General features: G+C 45.3%; 18 protein-coding genes and 1 pseudogene. 7 read left to right on the top strand and 12 right to left on the bottom strand.

All coding sequences use genetic code 11. The features are described from left to right. Window positions 1–35: 35 nt before the first annotated feature. Together H6G03_RS01895 and H6G03_RS01890 are read right to left on the bottom strand one after the other, a co-directional pair. Window positions 36–341, bottom strand: a pseudogene (locus H6G03_RS01895) (zinc ribbon domain-containing protein); the annotation flags it as partial. A gap of 223 nt (window positions 342–564) precedes the next feature. Next, window positions 565–2541: an adenylate/guanylate cyclase domain-containing protein gene (locus H6G03_RS01890; protein WP_190461505.1), complete on the bottom strand. Its 1977-nt coding sequence runs from the start codon at window positions 2539–2541 to the stop codon at window positions 565–567. Between the two features lie 322 nt (window positions 2542–2863). Here H6G03_RS01890 and H6G03_RS01885 point away from each other — a divergent pair, with 322 nt between their 5' ends. Then, window positions 2864–5062 (top strand): hypothetical protein, encoded by a 2199-nt coding sequence (locus H6G03_RS01885; protein WP_190461503.1) that lies wholly within the window; start codon window positions 2864–2866, stop codon window positions 5060–5062. A gap of 260 nt (window positions 5063–5322) precedes the next feature. On the opposite strand, the gene H6G03_RS01880 is transcribed toward H6G03_RS01885, so the two are convergent. The 6 genes from H6G03_RS01880 to H6G03_RS01855 form a co-directional block, all read right to left on the bottom strand. Then, window positions 5323–5442, bottom strand: a complete 120-nt coding sequence (locus tag H6G03_RS01880) for a photosystem II reaction center protein J (RefSeq protein ID WP_190461501.1) — start codon at window positions 5440–5442, stop codon at window positions 5323–5325. 72 nt (window positions 5443–5514) lie between these two features. Beyond that, the gene (locus H6G03_RS01875; RefSeq protein WP_190461499.1) at window positions 5515–5637 is read right to left on the bottom strand and encodes a photosystem II reaction center protein L; all 123 of its coding nucleotides are present in this window, start codon (window positions 5635–5637) and stop codon (window positions 5515–5517) included. 9 nt (window positions 5638–5646) lie between these two features. Next, window positions 5647–5784: a cytochrome b559 subunit beta gene (gene psbF, locus H6G03_RS01870; protein ID WP_190461497.1), complete on the bottom strand. Its 138-nt coding sequence runs from the start codon at window positions 5782–5784 to the stop codon at window positions 5647–5649. Between the two features lie 22 nt (window positions 5785–5806). After that, on the bottom strand, window positions 5807–6055 hold the full coding sequence (psbE, locus tag H6G03_RS01865) for a cytochrome b559 subunit alpha (RefSeq protein WP_190461495.1): 249 nt from the start codon (window positions 6053–6055) through the stop codon (window positions 5807–5809). A gap of 130 nt (window positions 6056–6185) precedes the next feature. Continuing rightward, on the bottom strand, window positions 6186–7190 hold the full coding sequence (locus H6G03_RS01860) for a photosynthesis system II assembly factor Ycf48 (protein WP_190461661.1): 1005 nt from the start codon (window positions 7188–7190) through the stop codon (window positions 6186–6188). Window positions 7191–7216: 26 nt separating this feature from the next. Next, complete coding sequence (locus tag H6G03_RS01855; RefSeq protein WP_190461493.1) at window positions 7217–7552, bottom strand: rubredoxin; 336 nt, start codon at window positions 7550–7552, stop codon at window positions 7217–7219. A 199-nt stretch (window positions 7553–7751) separates the two neighbouring features. Here H6G03_RS01855 and ndhC point away from each other — a divergent pair, with 199 nt between their 5' ends. The 3 genes from ndhC to H6G03_RS01840 are packed head-to-tail and all read left to right on the top strand — an operon-like array spanning window position 7752 to window position 9341. Then, window positions 7752–8114, top strand: coding sequence for a photosynthetic/respiratory NAD(P)H-quinone oxidoreductase subunit C (gene ndhC, locus H6G03_RS01850; protein ID WP_190461491.1), 363 nt, complete (start codon window positions 7752–7754; stop codon window positions 8112–8114). Next, window positions 8105–8848, top strand: coding sequence for a photosynthetic/respiratory NAD(P)H-quinone oxidoreductase subunit K (ndhK, locus tag H6G03_RS01845; RefSeq protein WP_190461489.1), 744 nt, complete (start codon window positions 8105–8107; stop codon window positions 8846–8848). The genes ndhC and ndhK overlap by 10 nt, the downstream gene beginning before the upstream one ends. After that, window positions 8841–9341 (top strand): NAD(P)H-quinone oxidoreductase subunit J, encoded by a 501-nt coding sequence (locus tag H6G03_RS01840; protein WP_190461487.1) that lies wholly within the window; start codon window positions 8841–8843, stop codon window positions 9339–9341. Before ndhK ends, H6G03_RS01840 begins: the two co-directional genes overlap by 8 nt. Before the next feature lie 214 nt (window positions 9342–9555). Here the strand turns inward: H6G03_RS01840 and H6G03_RS01835 are convergent, their stop codons facing one another. From H6G03_RS01835 to H6G03_RS01825, 3 genes are read right to left on the bottom strand one after another with little or no spacing between them, the layout of a single operon-like run. Continuing rightward, window positions 9556–10728 carry a hybrid sensor histidine kinase/response regulator gene (locus tag H6G03_RS01835; RefSeq protein WP_190461485.1) on the bottom strand — a complete coding sequence of 391 codons (1173 nt, stop codon included), beginning with the start codon at window positions 10726–10728 and terminating at the stop codon, window positions 9556–9558. Continuing rightward, window positions 10725–11096, bottom strand: a complete 372-nt coding sequence (locus H6G03_RS01830; protein ID WP_190461484.1) for a response regulator — start codon at window positions 11094–11096, stop codon at window positions 10725–10727. Before H6G03_RS01830 ends, H6G03_RS01835 begins: the two co-directional genes overlap by 4 nt. Beyond that, window positions 11093–12559, bottom strand: a complete 1467-nt coding sequence (locus H6G03_RS01825; RefSeq protein ID WP_190461482.1) for an ATPase domain-containing protein — start codon at window positions 12557–12559, stop codon at window positions 11093–11095. The genes H6G03_RS01830 and H6G03_RS01825 overlap by 4 nt, the downstream gene beginning before the upstream one ends. A 168-nt stretch (window positions 12560–12727) precedes the next feature. On the opposite strand from H6G03_RS01825, the gene H6G03_RS01820 reads away from it, so the two are divergent. From H6G03_RS01820 to rdgB, 3 genes are read left to right on the top strand one after another with little or no spacing between them, the layout of a single operon-like run. Next, window positions 12728–14191, top strand: coding sequence for a phosphoglucomutase/phosphomannomutase family protein (locus H6G03_RS01820; RefSeq protein WP_190461480.1), 1464 nt, complete (start codon window positions 12728–12730; stop codon window positions 14189–14191). Window positions 14192–14218: 27 nt separating this feature from the next. Continuing rightward, a complete protein-coding gene (locus H6G03_RS01815; RefSeq protein WP_190461478.1) occupies window positions 14219–14671 on the top strand; it encodes a DUF29 domain-containing protein in 453 nt (150 codons plus the stop codon). 27 nt (window positions 14672–14698) lie between these two features. After that, window positions 14699–15271: an RdgB/HAM1 family non-canonical purine NTP pyrophosphatase gene (gene rdgB / locus H6G03_RS01810; protein WP_190461476.1), complete on the top strand. Its 573-nt coding sequence runs from the start codon at window positions 14699–14701 to the stop codon at window positions 15269–15271. A 156-nt stretch (window positions 15272–15427) separates the two neighbouring features. Here rdgB and H6G03_RS01805 read toward each other — a convergent pair whose 3' ends face one another. After that, window positions 15428–15766: a P-II family nitrogen regulator gene (locus H6G03_RS01805; protein ID WP_190461474.1), complete on the bottom strand. Its 339-nt coding sequence runs from the start codon at window positions 15764–15766 to the stop codon at window positions 15428–15430. Window positions 15767–15953: the final 187 nt, after the last annotated feature.

The following is a 15953-nucleotide window of genomic DNA, read 5'->3' as shown; positions in this document are numbered from 1 at the left end:
TGGATTGGCTGGGCCTTGAAATGACTGAGTGTCAACTACCCACCACTGATTTGTGAGCCTTCAGCCTCACAAATACCGTGGGGGCTTGTATCTAAGCTCCACCTCAATTCCGAAAACCTTTGCAGAATTCCGGATGAGGTTTCATCACTCGATACATCAGGGGATGCTGACAAAATCCCCGTACTCATCCAATCTTGTCGGATAAGCAACGCTCTAAGTGCAATGTTTCTACTTCCCACCAAATCGGCGTGTAGTTCAAAGTCGCAACATTCGCAGTGAAATAGCAAGCCCTTGTTCGGTCGATTAGCTTTAGATGTATGACCGCACTTAGCACATTGGCGGTAATAACTTGCATGGTCTTCACGAGATAGTAATATTATCGTATTGCGTGAAGGTGATAATGACAAGTACAGTATTTGTTCGTTCGTCGCACACCCCGTCGCCAAAAACATTGCTACGCTCGTTTTATGGCGGGGGACTCCTGCGGTTTTAGTTGAAGTTCGGGAAAATTTTTGGATGTTCCCCTTGAAATGGGAAGCCTGAAACCCTTTTTTTCGGTCAAGCTCACCCTTTGAGCCAATAGGTTTTCATCTCGCCTTTCCCTTTCACGGAAATGATACCCCGTTCTTCCAAAATAAATTTATCTTTTAGTTGTTGGTAGGTATCAAAGGAAACTTGTATGCAGCCTGGTAATCCCTGAGATTCCATGCGAGAAGCAACATTAACCGTATTTCCCCATAGATCGTAGATGAACTTTTTTAACCCGATCGCTCCGGCTACTACTGGGCCAGAATTAATCCCGATGCGAATTTGAAAAGGTTCTCCTGTATGAGTGCGAAATTGCACGATCGCTTTTTGCATATCTAACGCCATTGCTGCGACAGCCTCTGCGTGGTCATGTCTGGGAATGGGTAAGCCTCCCACTACCATATACGCATCGCCGATCGTTTTAATTTTTTCCAAACCATGTTGTTCCGCTAACTGATCGAATTTGGAAAAAATTTCGTTGAGTAAATTGACTAATTCTATGGGAGAAATTTGAGCGGAAAGCGGTGTAAAGCCAACTATATCCGCAAATAATATAGTGACTTCATTAAATTGTTCGGCAATTGCGCTAGTGTCATTTTTTAACTTTTCGGCGATTGGTTTTGGTAAAATATTCAGCAACAAACGTTCGGACTTTTCTTGTTCTATTTGCAGTGCTGCTGTCCGTTCGATGACTCGTTGCTCTAACTCTTCATTTGCTTTTTCTAAAGCTAGAAATGACTCCTGCAATTGTGCTGCCATTTTGTTGAAAGATTGCGCTAAAATATTCAATTCTGCAATACTTCCTCCCTCCACTTTTTGCGCTAATTGACCATTCGCTATCTTTTGCGATGCTGTACCCAATCTAGAAATAGGAATGGCGATCCATCGAGAAGTCAAAAATCCACAAGAAATAGAAATAGATAAAGCTGTCAAAGACAATAAAAATGTCATCCTATTATTGGCGTTAATTTGCTCCATAAAATCAGTCTTTGGAATAATTACTACAATCAGCCAATCAATTCCTTTGTTGTCTTTTAAGGGAGTTATTTGTAAGAATTGCTGCCGATCGGCTGTTCTAAAAATAAATTGTTTTGTCGTATCTATTTTTTCAAAGTTAGCAGATTTATCTAAATATTCAATAGCAGCTTTAATTAACGGTATCCTACTATTTCTAGCCCATAACCGCGCTTTAACTTTGCCGTGGCTGTCTCTCAACAAAGGTTCTTCTTCAGTAGAAGAGGCTACCATTTCGCCAGAACGCTCCATGATGAAAGTCAATCCGGTTTTACCAATTTTTAATTGTTTGAGGTACTCTTGCATATGGGAAAGTACAAAATCAACACCGACAACTCCCCGTAATTCACTTGTTTTTCCATAAATGGGTTGGGCGAGAGTAACTTTCAAACGCGGTTCTTTGAAATCAATGTAAATTTCGCTCCAGGTTTCTCTACCTTTTTGGACTGCTTTTTTATACCAAGGTCGCACTCGCGGGTCGTAAGCATTGCCTACTTGTAGCAAACGGGTAGGATTGCCTTCCGGATCGATATCAAAGCTGAAAAATTTACCGCCTGTTGATTTTCCCGCTCTGCCTATTTCCCATCTTTTATTATCTTGAAATCCTAAACCGAAAAATTCTCCTGTGGCGCTGCCAAAATAAATAGCAGATACTTTGTCTTTATCTATTAAAAGGCGCTGGCTCCAAAATTGACGAGTCAGACTGCCAGTATCTTCCAAATTTAATTGTCCGAGACGCATAGCGTTAATATTAACTCGGTTGAGCGTGTTGGGTGTTTCCAGGTAATAAGTGAGGGCTTGGTGAATGCGATCGCCAATTTCTAGCCGCAATTGTTGGGCTACTTCATTTACCGCTTGTTCCCCATTGCGAAAGGATAAATACCCCGTTAGCCCCACTGCTGCCGAGATTTGCAAGACAAATGGCACAACTAGGGCGAGGCGTAACGGGATCTGGCGATAACCCTTGCCAATGTAAGGGCGCAGCCTGTTTAGTGGCATTAGTTCCCTTTAAAGATCTGATTTGGATCTTAATCGCTGTCTCCTGGATTCTGCCCGTAATCAAAAATTATCCCGAATTACCTTGATATCATCGCTCGCACAAAAAGCCCATCTGATTGCTGATGTTTTTTTGTATGTTTGTATGTAGGTTTTAATAGCTACTTTCAGACTGGCGGTAAATTCTACCCGGTTTTCCATCGCTGAGGTAAGAAAGAACGATCGACAGATTGGATCTGACAACCCAGTCTCTTGGCTCCACCAATTGCTCAATCCTTGTCCCTAGTCTAGAATTAAGTGCGAACGGCGCTATCTTCACATCAAGATGGAATATTGGGAATTTCTGATCCAGAAAGAAGGCGATCGCTCCTGGCAACTCCTGGTATCGCCAGATGTCGAACTCCAGGAAGGACGATATCGCATTGTTGCCCGTTCTAGCCGTGCAGATACGGAAGTGGACGTGCGGATTACTCACGACTCCACAGACGAAGATCCGCCCATACGCAGGATGCAAAAGCGATCGCGCCGCACCAGTCCGGAAGGATTGATGGTGGTGATTCCCTTTACCGATCTCAAGCCGGGTATCTGGGAAATGCGCTGTCGTCCGGATTTAATTACGGATTTGATGGGCAATTCCTGGAAGCATACCCTCCGCCTGCAAGTCTTGCCAAAACCTCAAAATACAGCTTCCCAACAGAACATTGAGGATAGCGCAGGTGTTTCCCTGGCAGATTTAGGCGAGATGACAGAATCCCCAGACCCGAATCCCGAAGCGGCAAACCATTCTGGCGATAACTTGTCGGTAGCATCCAAAGATCTGTCAGAGAATGCTATACCAGTACAACCAACAGCAGCCCAGAAACAAGTAGATACTCCACCAAAAAATACAGAATCCGAACCATCTAACCCTTGGGCACCAGTTTTTACGCCAAAAGCAGAGAATACTAACTCTTATCCGCTGCGGCTAACGCTCAATAAAGAAATCTACGTTGCTCGTCAAGGCCAATCTTTTACACTATCAGGAGAAGTCTCGCTTCCAGAAACCGATCGCGATCGAGCTTCCGGTAGACAACCCATTTTTAACGGTAAATTGCGAATAAGCTTGCGCGATCCGCAAAATGCTAAGATTTTGGGGGATCGCCAGCAGCAATTGTCGGGACAAGGAATACCCTTCACTTTTTCGTGCGATATTCAAATTCCGCCTAACAGCAAAACTCGTCTGATTTTAGGCGAAATCACTCTCTACAACGCTACAGAAACGCCAGAAGACGATCCGCTAGTTCTGGTAAGTAAATCTTTTACTGTCACAAGCGATTTAGATGACTTGCTGAGTGCGATCGCCGATAACTTCAGCGAAGCAGAAGTTATCGATCCGCCAGCACAAGCAGCAAAAACACCAGCAAAAACACCAGCAAAAACACCCACACCAGATTCAGATTCATCTGACCTCGACGAGGAAGAAACTCCTAAATCTGTCGTCTTTCGACCCTTACAACCATCTACCGCTGGGCCTTTACCGCCTCTGCTACATAAATCGGATTCAGCCAAAACAGCATCTAAACGCATTAAACTGCCTAAATTTCATCAAGTTTCAGCATTTGCACCCGCCACAAATCCTGAAATTCAGGGTGAGTCTGCACAAACAGATCCGATCGCCGCCACACCGGAACAGTTATCCACCGAAACGGAAGTACAATCGACCCAGGAAATCTCTCCATCCCCGATCGCACAGGATTCCAGTCCAGAAGCGATAGCAGAAGCACCCAGCAGCGATACGGAAACGCAAACAGAAGTTACTCAAACAGTTACTGAAACAGTTGCTGAAACTGAAATTTCGCCTTCTGTTGAAGATACAGCTTTCCAATCTCTCAATCTGCAACAGCGTTTTTGGTCGCGCTTAAATGCGATCGCTACTGACGCTGACCTGTCCGCTGAGTTAAATCTTGACGAGATTTTCGATACAGACACCACTCCAGCAGAAGTACCGACAGTTTTGAGTGACAAATCCACTCCGACAGAGGTGGACTTGACAGCCTACGAGATTGTTGTAGACGATGAAATACCAGAACCGCCTCGTCAAAAAAGCCTTGCTCGTAAGAAGTCGGATGCGATCGCCACTCCAGAAGAAGTATTATGGGATACCTCTGCCACTTCCCAAGACGAACCCATCCCAATGCCGGAATTAACAGTACCGGAAGGCGAACTGATCGCCGGACAACCTGTTCGCTTCCGCATCAAAATGCCGATGCGACAACCGCGACTCGGTGTTAAACTGTGGGTTTCCGACCTCCAGACGCGATCGATCCTCGAAAGTCCGCGCTGGATAGGCGATTTTTATGCCGATCCGTGGGGAAGCTTGGAAACGATCGCTCAAATCACAGTTCCCTTGGGAGTTTTGCAAATTCGCATCGAAGCTATCTGCGTTGAAGTGCATACAGAACGCCAAAGCCACAAAGCCACAGTCGATCGTACAGTCATTCCCGCCAATTTACCCACCTTCCCCACTAATGATTTAGATATATAAACTACCCACACCTACAACGTTATTGGTGTGGGTTTTGCAGTCCACACCAGTAGATTTGGATTTTTGGCGTTTCATAAAACGTCTCTACAGCCGATCGCGATAAAGGGGGTAATCAACCCGGATTTGGTATCACAGCGGCTGACTATTGACGAAAATTAAAAGACCGCCTTTCTAATTTAGATAGGCGGTTTTATGATAAACCAATTTGAGAACATTTAGCCTACTTAAAGAGGCTAGCTTATATCAAGTTAGAGGAATCTTTAGATCGAAGACCCTATACCTGCATAAGCCCCGTAAAAGAAAAGTCCCACAACTGTCAGTACACCAATTCCGGCGATCGTCGCCACGATCCACAAAGGAATTCTTCCACTTCCAGACATAGCTTAAATCTCCTCAGCAATGCAACAATGACGCCGTTAAATTTTCTCACATTGATATGGAATTCTGTCCAGTTAGTTAAAGAAATAACTGGAGAAGAGAATACCGAGAACAAAAATCAGGAGTAAGCCCAAAAAAAGAGAAGTACGGTTTAACTCAACAGGCTGGTTATTTGGATTCGGAGATCTAGTTGGCATTGGTTACTCCTATCGGTGAATAAACTGCATGGCAGCGATCGCGCCTAAAAAGAATACCGTAGGAACAGCTAGAGTATGAACTGCCAGCCATCTCACAGTAAAAATTGGATAAGTAACGGGCTCATTTCCAGGGGTGCGGGAAGTCATAATTCAAAACCAAGGATTGAAACTACTTTTCGACAAACTGTTCGATTTGGTCTACTGCGTTATAGCGATCGCTCAGGATAGGCACTTCTTGCCTAGTTTGAGTGTAGTACTCATCAGGCCGAGGCGTACCAAAAGCATCATAGGCCAGACCTGTCTGCACAAACAGCCAGCCAGCAATAAACAACATTGGAATGGTGATGCTGTGAATCACCCAATATCTGATGCTTGTCACAATGTCCGAAAACGGACGCTCACCTGTAGTGCCTGCCATGTTCTCCTCCAACAACAAGATCGAAGCTTAATCAATATGATACGAAACATTACAAACTCTCACAAGCAAGCTACCCAGGTAAATGGGAAACTTTCTTTGCGATCGGCGATCGCACCGAGCGGTACAAGTTTCAAGCAGCGTCAACTGCACCTTCATATTTCAGCAAAGTGCCTCTTTGACCGATAATAAAGCCCTTTTCCGGCGATAAAAAGACAACCTTGTACAAATTAGAAGGCACATCTTCAACATCGCGGTCTTTTTGCCAAGTTTTGCCGCCATCAAAGCTACACAGCAAATTACCGCTGCCACCAGCCACCCAAATTTCTGACGGCGTGCGATAAGCTAAATCAAGCAATCCCCAGCTAGTAGACATCTCTGGATATTCTGCTTCCAGCCACTTTTGGGGATCTTGAGGGTCGGTAAATTGAACCTGACCGCCACGAGCTAGCATCCACAGCCCACCATCCTTAGTAAAACCCATATTCTGGACTCGGCGGGAGCTATTGCGATTGTAAGGCACCCAGGCATCCTGTCCTGGTTCCCACGTAGAGTAAAAACTGCCGTTAGCGGAAACTGCCACATATTTCCCATCAGGAGAGCGAGAAATATTGCGAAGTACCCCAAAAGCTTGCTGCACCAGGGCTTTCCAGTTTTGTCCAGCGTCCGTCGTTTTATAAATGGCTCCTACATCAGTCGTCATCTCTGCCGACTGAGGCCCTAATGCCACTATAGTATTGGGACTGCCGGGAAGCTTTTCGGAAAGAGGGATGCGAGACCAAGTTTTTCCTTCATCGTCGGTATGCAGCAGCAGGGCAGGTTCGCCCACAATCCACCCTTCCTCACCACTGAAACTCACCGAGTTGAGGCGGTATTTTTTGTCACCCAAATCCAGTTCTCTAGCTTGCCAAGTTTCGCCGCCGTCTGTTGTTTCCAGCAGAGTAGCTCGGCTACCGACTAACCATCCGTGCATCGGGTTGTCGGTAAAAGCGATATCCATCAAGTTAGCATCTGTGGGTGTAGAAACTACTTGCCAAGGGTTTTGACTTATCGCCGGAACTTTACTGCAAGCCAGACAAAGGAAAACAACAGCCAATAAAGCTGCTACTCTTTGCCAAGATTGAAAGAGCGATCGCATTGTTTTGGAAATTTCTGTAAAACCTCTCATTGCAAACCGTAAAGACTGAGGAAGAATAAAAACCCTAGTGCCAAACCGCCAAAAATCAGTATATTCTTCTGCATTGGCGTCAACTTATTCACACCCAAACCATAGCCGAGATTCTCCTTGAATCCCGACGGAGATCCTATGGGCCCTATATTGCGAAAGGCTGACTTCCGCACACCACAAACGGGACAGCGCCAATCAACGGGTAACTCTTCAAAGCTAGTTCCTGGAGGAATTTCTTTTTTATCGTCACCCTTTGCAGGTTCGTAAACATAGCCACAGGCGCTACATTCATAGCGATCTAGCGCTTTGACATCAACAGCTTGATTGCTCATAGCTCCGGCTTGGTATCGAGTTTGCGGTTAAAGCTTAAAAACTCTGTTACAAATTATGACATACTGCGATCGATTTCTCCTCAGTCATAGTTTTCCCATCCCCAGCCTGAGCAAGAGAACTACCATACAGAGCGGCACAATGGCAAAATGTAAAGAGTAAGTAACAAATGTCCTTTCGCCAAAGCGGTAGCTATTAATTGTGTTTGTCCTCAGTGGCTATGAGTATTTGCTAGGCTTCCTGATTGTTTGCAGCCTAGTTCCTGCCCTCGCTCTTACAGCATCTAAGCTACTTCGCCCTTCTCGTCGCGGCCCAGAGCGGCGCACTACCTATGAATCGGGTATGGAACCTATTGGGGGAGCTTGGATTCAGTTCAACATTCGCTACTATATGTTCGCTCTCGTCTTCGTCGTTTTTGACGTTGAGACGGTTTTCCTCTATCCCTGGGCTGTCGCCTTCCATCGGCTGGGACTCCTGGCCTTTATTGAAGCACTGATCTTTATCGCGATTCTTGTCGTTGCTCTCGTTTACGCATGGCGCAAAGGAGCCCTGGAATGGTCATAAACTCGATAACCAATACCCAAGCAATGGATGATTACAAAAATATCATCCTCAATCCGATTGAGCGCTCTTCTGTCACCCAAGACTTATCGGAAAATGTCATCCTCACCACAGTTGATGACCTCTACGACTGGGCGCGTCTTTCTAGCTTATGGCCTCTGCTGTTCGGGACTGCTTGCTGCTTTATTGAAGTAGCGGCAATGATCGGCTCCCGGTTTGACTTCGATCGCTTCGGTTTGGTTCCCCGTTCCAGTCCCAGACAAGCGGATTTAATCATCACCGCAGGTACGATCACAATGAAAATGGCACCAGCTCTAGTTCGTCTCTACGAGCAAATGCCAGAGCCTAAGTATGTGATTGCGATGGGAGCCTGTACTATTACAGGTGGGATGTTTAGCGTTGATTCCCCAACCGCAGTTCGCGGTGTGGATAAACTGATTCCGGTAGATGTCTATTTACCCGGTTGTCCGCCTCGTCCAGAAGCAATTATGGATGCGATCGTCAAGTTGCGGAAGAAAATCGGTAACGATTCGATTCAAGATCGGGCAAAATCTCGCCAAACTCATCGCTATTACAGCACTACCCACAAGATGAAAGCTGTACCGGACATTTTGACTGGAAAATATCTACAATCAGCAACTCGTCAAGAACCGCCCAAAGAATTGATCGAAGCGATCGGCACCCCCGTACCGCCCGCTCTGATCGCATCGCAAAAGCAGGAGGTTCAACGTGGCTGAAGAATCTCAAATCGTCCAAGCGGGTAAAGCATCTCAGTGGCTGGCAGAAAACGGTTTTGACCATCAAGCTTTGGAAGCTGACCATGAAGGTGTAGAAATCATCAAAGTTGAGCCAGATTTCCTCATCCCCATCTGTACAGCCCTTTATGCCTACGGTTTTAACTACCTCCAGTGTCAAGGTGGTTACGATTTGGGGCCCGGACAGGAATTAGTCAGCTTTTACCATCTAATCAGAGTCAGCGATAATGCCGATCGCCCAGATGAAGTGCGCGTCAAGGTATTTTTACCACGCGATAACCCCAGAGTTCCTTCTGTCTACTGGATTTGGAAAACCGCAGACTGGCAAGAGCGGGAAAGCTACGATATGTACGGCATTATCTATGAAGGACACCCCAACCTGAAACGAATTTTAATGCCGGAAGATTGGGTCGGCTGGCCTCTGCGGAAAGATTATATTTCGCCTGATTTTTACGAGTTGCAGGATGCTTATTAAAGTTTCCTCGATAACTTTCAGCGAACCCCCATTAGGGGATAGGGGCTAGAAAGTCAAAAGTTAAAAGTCAAAAGTCAAAAAGAAGAGGAAGAGGAAATCAGGAACAGTAAAATCGAGTCAATGAGAGCGAGGGAAGAATACAGTTCGGATAAACCCAATAAATTCCGACTTTTGACTTTTGACTTTTGATTTTTGACTTTTCGCTAGCCCCTGGCTAGCGTAACAATGGCAGCGTCACCGTAAATTTTGTACCCTTTCCAACTTCACTGGTAACTTCTATCTTTCCGTCGTGTAAGTCTACGCATTGTTTGACGATACATAACCCCAAACCATTACCCGCTATCTTGCCTACATTAGAAGCTCGATGAAATGCCTCAAATAGTCGGTTTTGTTCTTCTTTAGGAATGCCAATACCCTCATCCTTTATCTGGAAAACTATTTTATTGTCATAACAGATAAAGTCAAAATGTACAGTACTTCCTGGCGGCGAATATTTAATCGCATTTGATAATAAATTGCACAAAATATGCCGCAGAAGTTCTTCATCCATCCAAGCTTTTGTTAGATTGTTAAAGGCCAAACTCGGAGTTTTTTCCGAGCCAGTTGTGTAGAGAGACTGAAAAATAATATTGTGCTTATTACGATCGATAAATGCAAACTCTTCCACTAAAACTCGGCAGAAACTTTCTACATATATTGGCGCAGGATTGAACTCTAGTTTTCCAAGGTCTAACCGACCTACTACCAATAAATCTTCTGCTAACTCGTTCATTCTTTCTACAGCTAGAATAATTTGCTTTAAATATTCTTTTATTTTCGCGCTTGATAATTCAACTATGTGACCTTCAAGTATTTTGCTAAAACCCAAAATTAGGGAGAGAGGATTGCGAATCTCATGAGAAACCATTGACACCAAATGACTTTTGAGTTCGCTATTTTTTTGCAACTCGTTATTAGCAGTTTGAAGGTGCAAAGATAGGTTTCGCGCTCGCAATAAAATTTCCACTCGCGCCTGCAATTCCACCTTCTCAATCGGACTGATAATTAACTCATCAACCCTCTGCCACAAGTGTCGGGTAGCTACCCTTACCTCCTGGCGGGAAGTGAGCAGGAGAAAGGGTAGAAAAACTGGCTGCTGTGCGTCTCTTGTTGATTGCACCCATTGCCATACCCGGTCTAGAGCCAGACCGTCTAAAATACACAAATCAAAATCGATGTTTGACGTTGCTGCTGAATTAGCGATCGCACAAACATCAGACTCAGAATTCAAGAATAGCCATTCGGGATTGTTTTCATCTGGCAGAACAACTTCGTAATACTTGCTCAACCAATCCCAAAGTAGGCGACGGTTATTTTTATGGTCTAAAACCAGTAAGATACGGCTCATGTTGGTGTACCCATCAAGCCTCGAACAATGCCCAGTAACTCTCTAATCACAAGTGGTTTTACTAGCATATTGCGGGCACCATGAGCAAGGCTTTCTTGTTGAATGGCGGCACTTTGTTTCGGTGAAATCACAAAAAAAGGAATTTGTTTCTCTCGCACTCGCTCGCACCACTCCCAAATTTGACGATCGAAACCAGAAAGATCTACCAAAACCAACCCAATTTCAGTTTCCCCGCTCAATGCTTGCTCGAACTCTTCTATGCTGGCAGCACAAATAGTTTGGTAACCTTCTTTATCCAAGAATTGTGCCAGGAGTTCCAAGTTGCGCCGATTGCGGTCTACTGCCAGAATCAATGGCTTATCGTTCATAGTTTATCCCTCTCCGGTGCCTTGCCTCCTTGTGGGAGGTCGCTCAAGATCCCCCTGATTTCCGGCGTTGCTTCGCTGATTTTGATGCCGTAGCGAGTGATTTGAATCTCCCGCAAGCTTTTTTCAAAGTCACTCAATCTTTTTTTCAGCACCCCAATCACTTTACGAAGTTCTAGTTGTGAGTTGACATAGCGCTCGAAATAGCGTAAGAAAATTACATTGTCCGCCAGGTAACTGATGCCGTATTCAGTACCTTGATATTCGCCAGCAAAAGCTTTGGTCTGATTGACTAAAATCACGGTTACGCCCATATTTGCCAGATATTTGCATACCGTGTGCAAATGACTGACTAAATCTTCGCCCCGCACGGCAAGGCGATAACCAGATACACTGTCAATCATAACGATGCTCGTTTGTTGCTGCTCAACTTGCTGACGCACCAAGTAGGCGAATTCATCGGGCGTAAATTTTAGAGGTTCCACTTTCAGCAACGACAGGGTGCCGCGCTCGATCATCGTTTGGGCAGGAATATTGACGTTATGACAGCGACGCACGAGCAGTTCTACGTCCTCTTCAAAGGAAAAAACTACCGATCGCTCTCCTCTACCGGCTGCTTCTTTCATAAACTGGAGGCCGATCGTCGTTTTACCGACACCGCTAGGGCCGCTCAACACCGTAATCGTACCCCGCTCAATGCCCCCGTGGAGCAGTTGGTCTAGTGCCGGGATACCGGAGGAAACAGGTTCGGGTACAAATACCCGCTTGTATGCGTCCGGCTGCAAACGGGGGAAAACTTCCATTCCCGCACTTGTCAATCTGATTGAGTGATAGCCAGACCGGAAACCAGAGCCGCGAAACTTGGTGATGCAGATGGTTCGTTTCTGGTCTGAGTAACTGAGGTTAAGGATACCATCACTCATAAATTGGAGATCGTCATCGGGAGCAGCTTCGCTGCCTTCCGATGTGAAGAGTACAGTGGTTTTCTGTTCCACCAGAAAGCGCACGAAAGAAAGCACCTGTTTGCGGAACTGGAAAGCATCTGCCGACAGGTAACGAAACTGGGTCATGGCGTCCAGAAATACTCGCTGCGGTTTGAGCGTCGTTACCTCATCAATAATTTTTTGGGTGGTTGGTTCTCTTTCCACCTCAGCTGGTGAGAAAATGTCGTAGGTTTGAATCTCGGTAAAAAATTCCGATGTAGGGCTGAGGTCTAAAAATTCAATACTTTTTTCATCAAAACCGAGAGCTTTAGCGTTGGTGCGGATTTGCTCTGCCGGTTCCCCTAAAGTGATATAAAGCGTCTTTTCTCCATTGGCAACACCTGTGGCCAGAAAGTGCAATCCCAAGGTAGTCTTGCCAGCACCAGGGCCACCCCGTACTAAATAAGCGCGACCTGGAATGAAACCGCCATCAAGCAGCTCATCTAGACCCGGTATCCCTGTTAACAGACGTTCTTGAGGCATATAAAAATTTCTTTGGCTCCCAAACTATCCTAAATTAACGCTAAAGACGTAAAAATACGATTTCTTACTGAAGTTGACCGAAGTAGCCATCGCTTAACTTATCTATAATAGTTCCTTGCTCAGCTACACTCGAAAAGTTTGTCTATCAGTTGCTAACGAGGCTTGTTTATGGTTCTCCCAAGTTCATTACCAATTGCTGTTAATGCTATCAAGTTCGGTACTGATGGCTGGCGGGGCATTATTGCCGCAGATTTTACTTTCGATCGCGTGGCTATGGTAGCACCTATTGCCGCTCAAGTGTTGGCAAATGTTTATGGCGAGACGACGGGAAATCGTAAAATTATCGTCGGTTACGATCGTCGCTTTTTAGCGGAAGCTTTTGCATCTCAGGCGGCAGAGGCTATACAAGCGGCAGGTTTTGATGTGTTGCTATCGGAAAGCTACGCTCCTACTCCGGCATTTAGCTGGGCTGCTAAAAAGCTTAACGCTTTGGGTGCTATAGTGATGACTGCCAGCCACAATCCCGCTCCCTATTTGGGGTTAAAAGTCAAGGGTGCTTTTGGTGGGTCGGTTCCTGCGGAAATAACGCGACAGATTGAAGGGTTATTGGATGGTGAATTCTCAAGGCAGGAAACGCCGGGAAGTTTAGAAATATTTAATCCTTGGCCGAGTTACTGTGAAGGTTTGAGAGCGAAGGTGGATATCGATCGAATTAAAGATGCGATCGCCCAACATAAAATTACTGTGTTTGCTGACGTAATGCACGGTGCTGCTGCGGGTGGACTGGCGCAAGTGTTGGGTTTGCCGATTCGAGAAATTAATAGCGATCGCAATCCTCTGTTTGATGGCGGTGCGCCAGAACCTTTGCCGCGTTACCTTTCCCAATTGTTTCGAGTTATGCGAACTCACGGTCGTAAGGATAGCACAAATTTGTCGATCGGATTTGTGTTTGATGGAGATAGCGATCGCATTGCTGCTGTGGATGGAGAAGGTAATTTTCTCAGTTCTCAAATATTGATTCCGATATTGATCGAACATCTAGCAACGCGACGCGGTTTGACTGGCGAAGTTGTCAAAACCGTGAGCGCTTCCGATTTAATTCCTCGTGTGGCATCGCTGTATAATTTACCTGTATTTGAGACGCCAGTCGGTTACAAATATATTGCCGATCGAATGTTGGAAAGCCATGTTTCCATCGGTGGTGAAGAATCTGGTGGTATTGGTTACGGTACACATATTCCAGAAAGAGACGCTTTGTTATCGGCTTTATATTTGTTGGAAGCTGTTGTTCAATCTGGTATGGATTTGAGCGATATTTATCGCGGTTTGCAGTCGCAAACAAACTTTTTCTCTGCATACGATCGCATCGATTTACCCTTGGCTAGTATGGATGTGCGAGCGCGTCTTTTAGAACAACTGCAAAATCAACCGCTGACAAAAATTGTCGGTCAGGATGTTGTCGATTGCAATAAAATTGATGGCTATAAATTTCGGTTGGCTGATGGCAGTTGGTTGATGATTCGTTTCAGCGGTACGGAACCCGTTTTGAGGTTGTATTGCGAAGCCGCTAATTTAGAAGCGGTGTATGAAAGATTAAATTGGGCGAAAGATTGGGCTAACTCACTTTCATAAGGTAGTGATAAAGTAGGGTATAAATTTATGAAAGCATTAGACGATCGAAAGCTTTCTCTGTATGAGATTGACTACCTGCAATGGATTGAAAAAACTCTGGAAAAATTGCGAAGCCAGGACTATGCAAACGTGGACTGGGAAAACTTAATCGAGGAAATTGAGGACATGGGGAGAAGCGAACGCAAAAGCCTCAAGAGTAATCTGATTGTCGTTTTAGTTCATTTGCTCAAGTGGCAATTTCAGCCAGAACGTAGGACTGGTAGCTGGGAAGGTAGCATTATCGAATACCGCAGACGAGTAAGGGAAGCTGTGAGCGAATCTCCCAGTCTTCAACCTTATCTTGAGGCTATTTTAACTGACTGTTACGCGCAAGCAGTGAAACAAGCAAAAGCTGAAACTAATTTGTCATTGGAGATATTCCCCACACAATGTCCTTATGAGCTAACGCAAGTCACGGATGATGAATTTTTACCGCAGTGAAATAAAAGATCGGGACAAGGAAGAAAGATGAAATTATTAGTAGTAGCTACAGGAAACCCAGGTAAGCTGAAGGAAATGCAAGCTTATTTGCAAGATTTAAATTTAGAATTGCGCCTGAAGCCAGACGAATTGGAAATTGAAGAAACCGGCGATACTTTTATGGCAAATGCTTGTCTGAAGGCATCTGAGGTAGCAAAGGCAACTGGTGAATGGGCGATCGCAGATGATTCCGGTTTGTCTGTGGATGCTTTGAATGGCGCACCGGGTATCTATTCTGCTCGTTACGACAAAACCGACGCGGAACGTATCGAACGGCTGCTGCGGGAATTGGGTAGCGAAACAAACCGACAAGCTCAATTTGTCTGTGCTATTGCGATCGCCAGCTCTGATGGTTCTATTTTCCTGCAAACAGAAGGAATTTGCCGGGGGGAAATTCTCCATCAGCCTCGCGGTAAAGGCGGTTTCGGCTACGACCCCATTTTTTATGTTCCCGAAGAACAACAAACCTTTGCGGAGATGACACCGGAGTTAAAGCGATCGATCAGTCATCGGGGCAAAGCTTTCCAAGCACTATTGAAGGAATTAGGGCGTCGGGGCTAGGGGATAGGGAAGAGGGAAGAGGGAGGATAAAGAGAGAAGAGGGAAGAGGGAGAAATTTTGAATGATTGACTTTCCCGACGCCCTAATCCCTAACCCCTAACTCCTTTCTTTTGACTTTTGACTTTTGACTTTTGACTTTTACCTCCCCCGCTCTACTTAAATCGCTTCGGTATTCTTTTCCCCTGTTCTGATCCGTACTACTTGATCGACGGGGGTGACGAAAATCTTACCATCACCGATTTCTCCCGTCCTAGCTGCGGCGATAATTTTATCAACGACGCGATCGACTTGATCGTCTTCAACCACAACCTCAACCTTGAGTTTTTGCAGGAACTCAACTGTATATTCGGAACCGCGATAGCGTTCGGTTTGCCCTTTTTGGCGTCCAAAACCTCGAACTTCCGAAACCGTCATCCCTACAATGCCGGCATTGACTAAGGCGATTTTAACTTCATCGAGTTTGAAGGGGCGAATAATCGCTTCAACTTTTTTCAATTTCTTGACTCCTCAACTAAGCTCTATTTGTTTCTGAGAAAATAATTCTGTATTTTAAGTCTTCCACTTGCTATTTGTGGTATTGGCTTTATCCGATCGCATTTGAGATCTACAGCCGAGTTAATTGGGGTTTCTGCTATCTACCTGATTGCTCCTTTTCTCTCCAAGCTACCGTTAGAGACTACCA

This window comes from Aerosakkonema funiforme FACHB-1375 (genome assembly GCF_014696265.1).
Classification (GTDB): Bacteria; Cyanobacteriota; Cyanobacteriia; order Cyanobacteriales; family Aerosakkonemataceae; genus Aerosakkonema; species Aerosakkonema funiforme_A.
The sequence above is the reverse complement of the archived record's forward strand: the minus strand, read 5'-3'. Positions and strand labels throughout refer to the sequence as shown.

What these genes read in the sequence shown, in the direction of transcription:
- H6G03_RS01890 (WP_190461505.1), bottom strand. Translation starts at nt 2,541, where the DNA reads ATGCCACTAAACAGGCTGCGCCCTTACATTGGCAAGGGTTATCGCCAG.
- H6G03_RS01885 (WP_190461503.1), top strand. Translation starts at nt 2,864, where the DNA reads ATGGAATATTGGGAATTTCTGATCCAGAAAGAAGGCGATCGCTCCTGG.
- H6G03_RS01880 (WP_190461501.1), bottom strand. Translation starts at nt 5,442, where the DNA reads ATGTCTGGAAGTGGAAGAATTCCTTTGTGGATCGTGGCGACGATCGCC.
- H6G03_RS01875 (WP_190461499.1), bottom strand. Translation starts at nt 5,637, where the DNA reads ATGCCAACTAGATCTCCGAATCCAAATAACCAGCCTGTTGAGTTAAAC.
- psbF (WP_190461497.1), bottom strand. Translation starts at nt 5,784, where the DNA reads ATGACTTCCCGCACCCCTGGAAATGAGCCCGTTACTTATCCAATTTTT.
- psbE (WP_190461495.1), bottom strand. Translation starts at nt 6,055, where the DNA reads ATGGCAGGCACTACAGGTGAGCGTCCGTTTTCGGACATTGTGACAAGC.
- H6G03_RS01860 (WP_190461661.1), bottom strand. Translation starts at nt 7,190, where the DNA reads ATGCGATCGCTCTTTCAATCTTGGCAAAGAGTAGCAGCTTTATTGGCT.
- H6G03_RS01855 (WP_190461493.1), bottom strand. Translation starts at nt 7,552, where the DNA reads ATGAGCAATCAAGCTGTTGATGTCAAAGCGCTAGATCGCTATGAATGT.
- ndhK (WP_190461489.1), top strand. Translation starts at nt 8,105, where the DNA reads ATGGTCATAAACTCGATAACCAATACCCAAGCAATGGATGATTACAAA.
- H6G03_RS01835 (WP_190461485.1), bottom strand. Translation starts at nt 10,728, where the DNA reads ATGAGCCGTATCTTACTGGTTTTAGACCATAAAAATAACCGTCGCCTA.
- H6G03_RS01830 (WP_190461484.1), bottom strand. Translation starts at nt 11,096, where the DNA reads ATGAACGATAAGCCATTGATTCTGGCAGTAGACCGCAATCGGCGCAAC.
- H6G03_RS01825 (WP_190461482.1), bottom strand. Translation starts at nt 12,559, where the DNA reads ATGCCTCAAGAACGTCTGTTAACAGGGATACCGGGTCTAGATGAGCTG.
- H6G03_RS01820 (WP_190461480.1), top strand. Translation starts at nt 12,728, where the DNA reads ATGGTTCTCCCAAGTTCATTACCAATTGCTGTTAATGCTATCAAGTTC.
- H6G03_RS01815 (WP_190461478.1), top strand. Translation starts at nt 14,219, where the DNA reads ATGAAAGCATTAGACGATCGAAAGCTTTCTCTGTATGAGATTGACTAC.
- rdgB (WP_190461476.1), top strand. Translation starts at nt 14,699, where the DNA reads ATGAAATTATTAGTAGTAGCTACAGGAAACCCAGGTAAGCTGAAGGAA.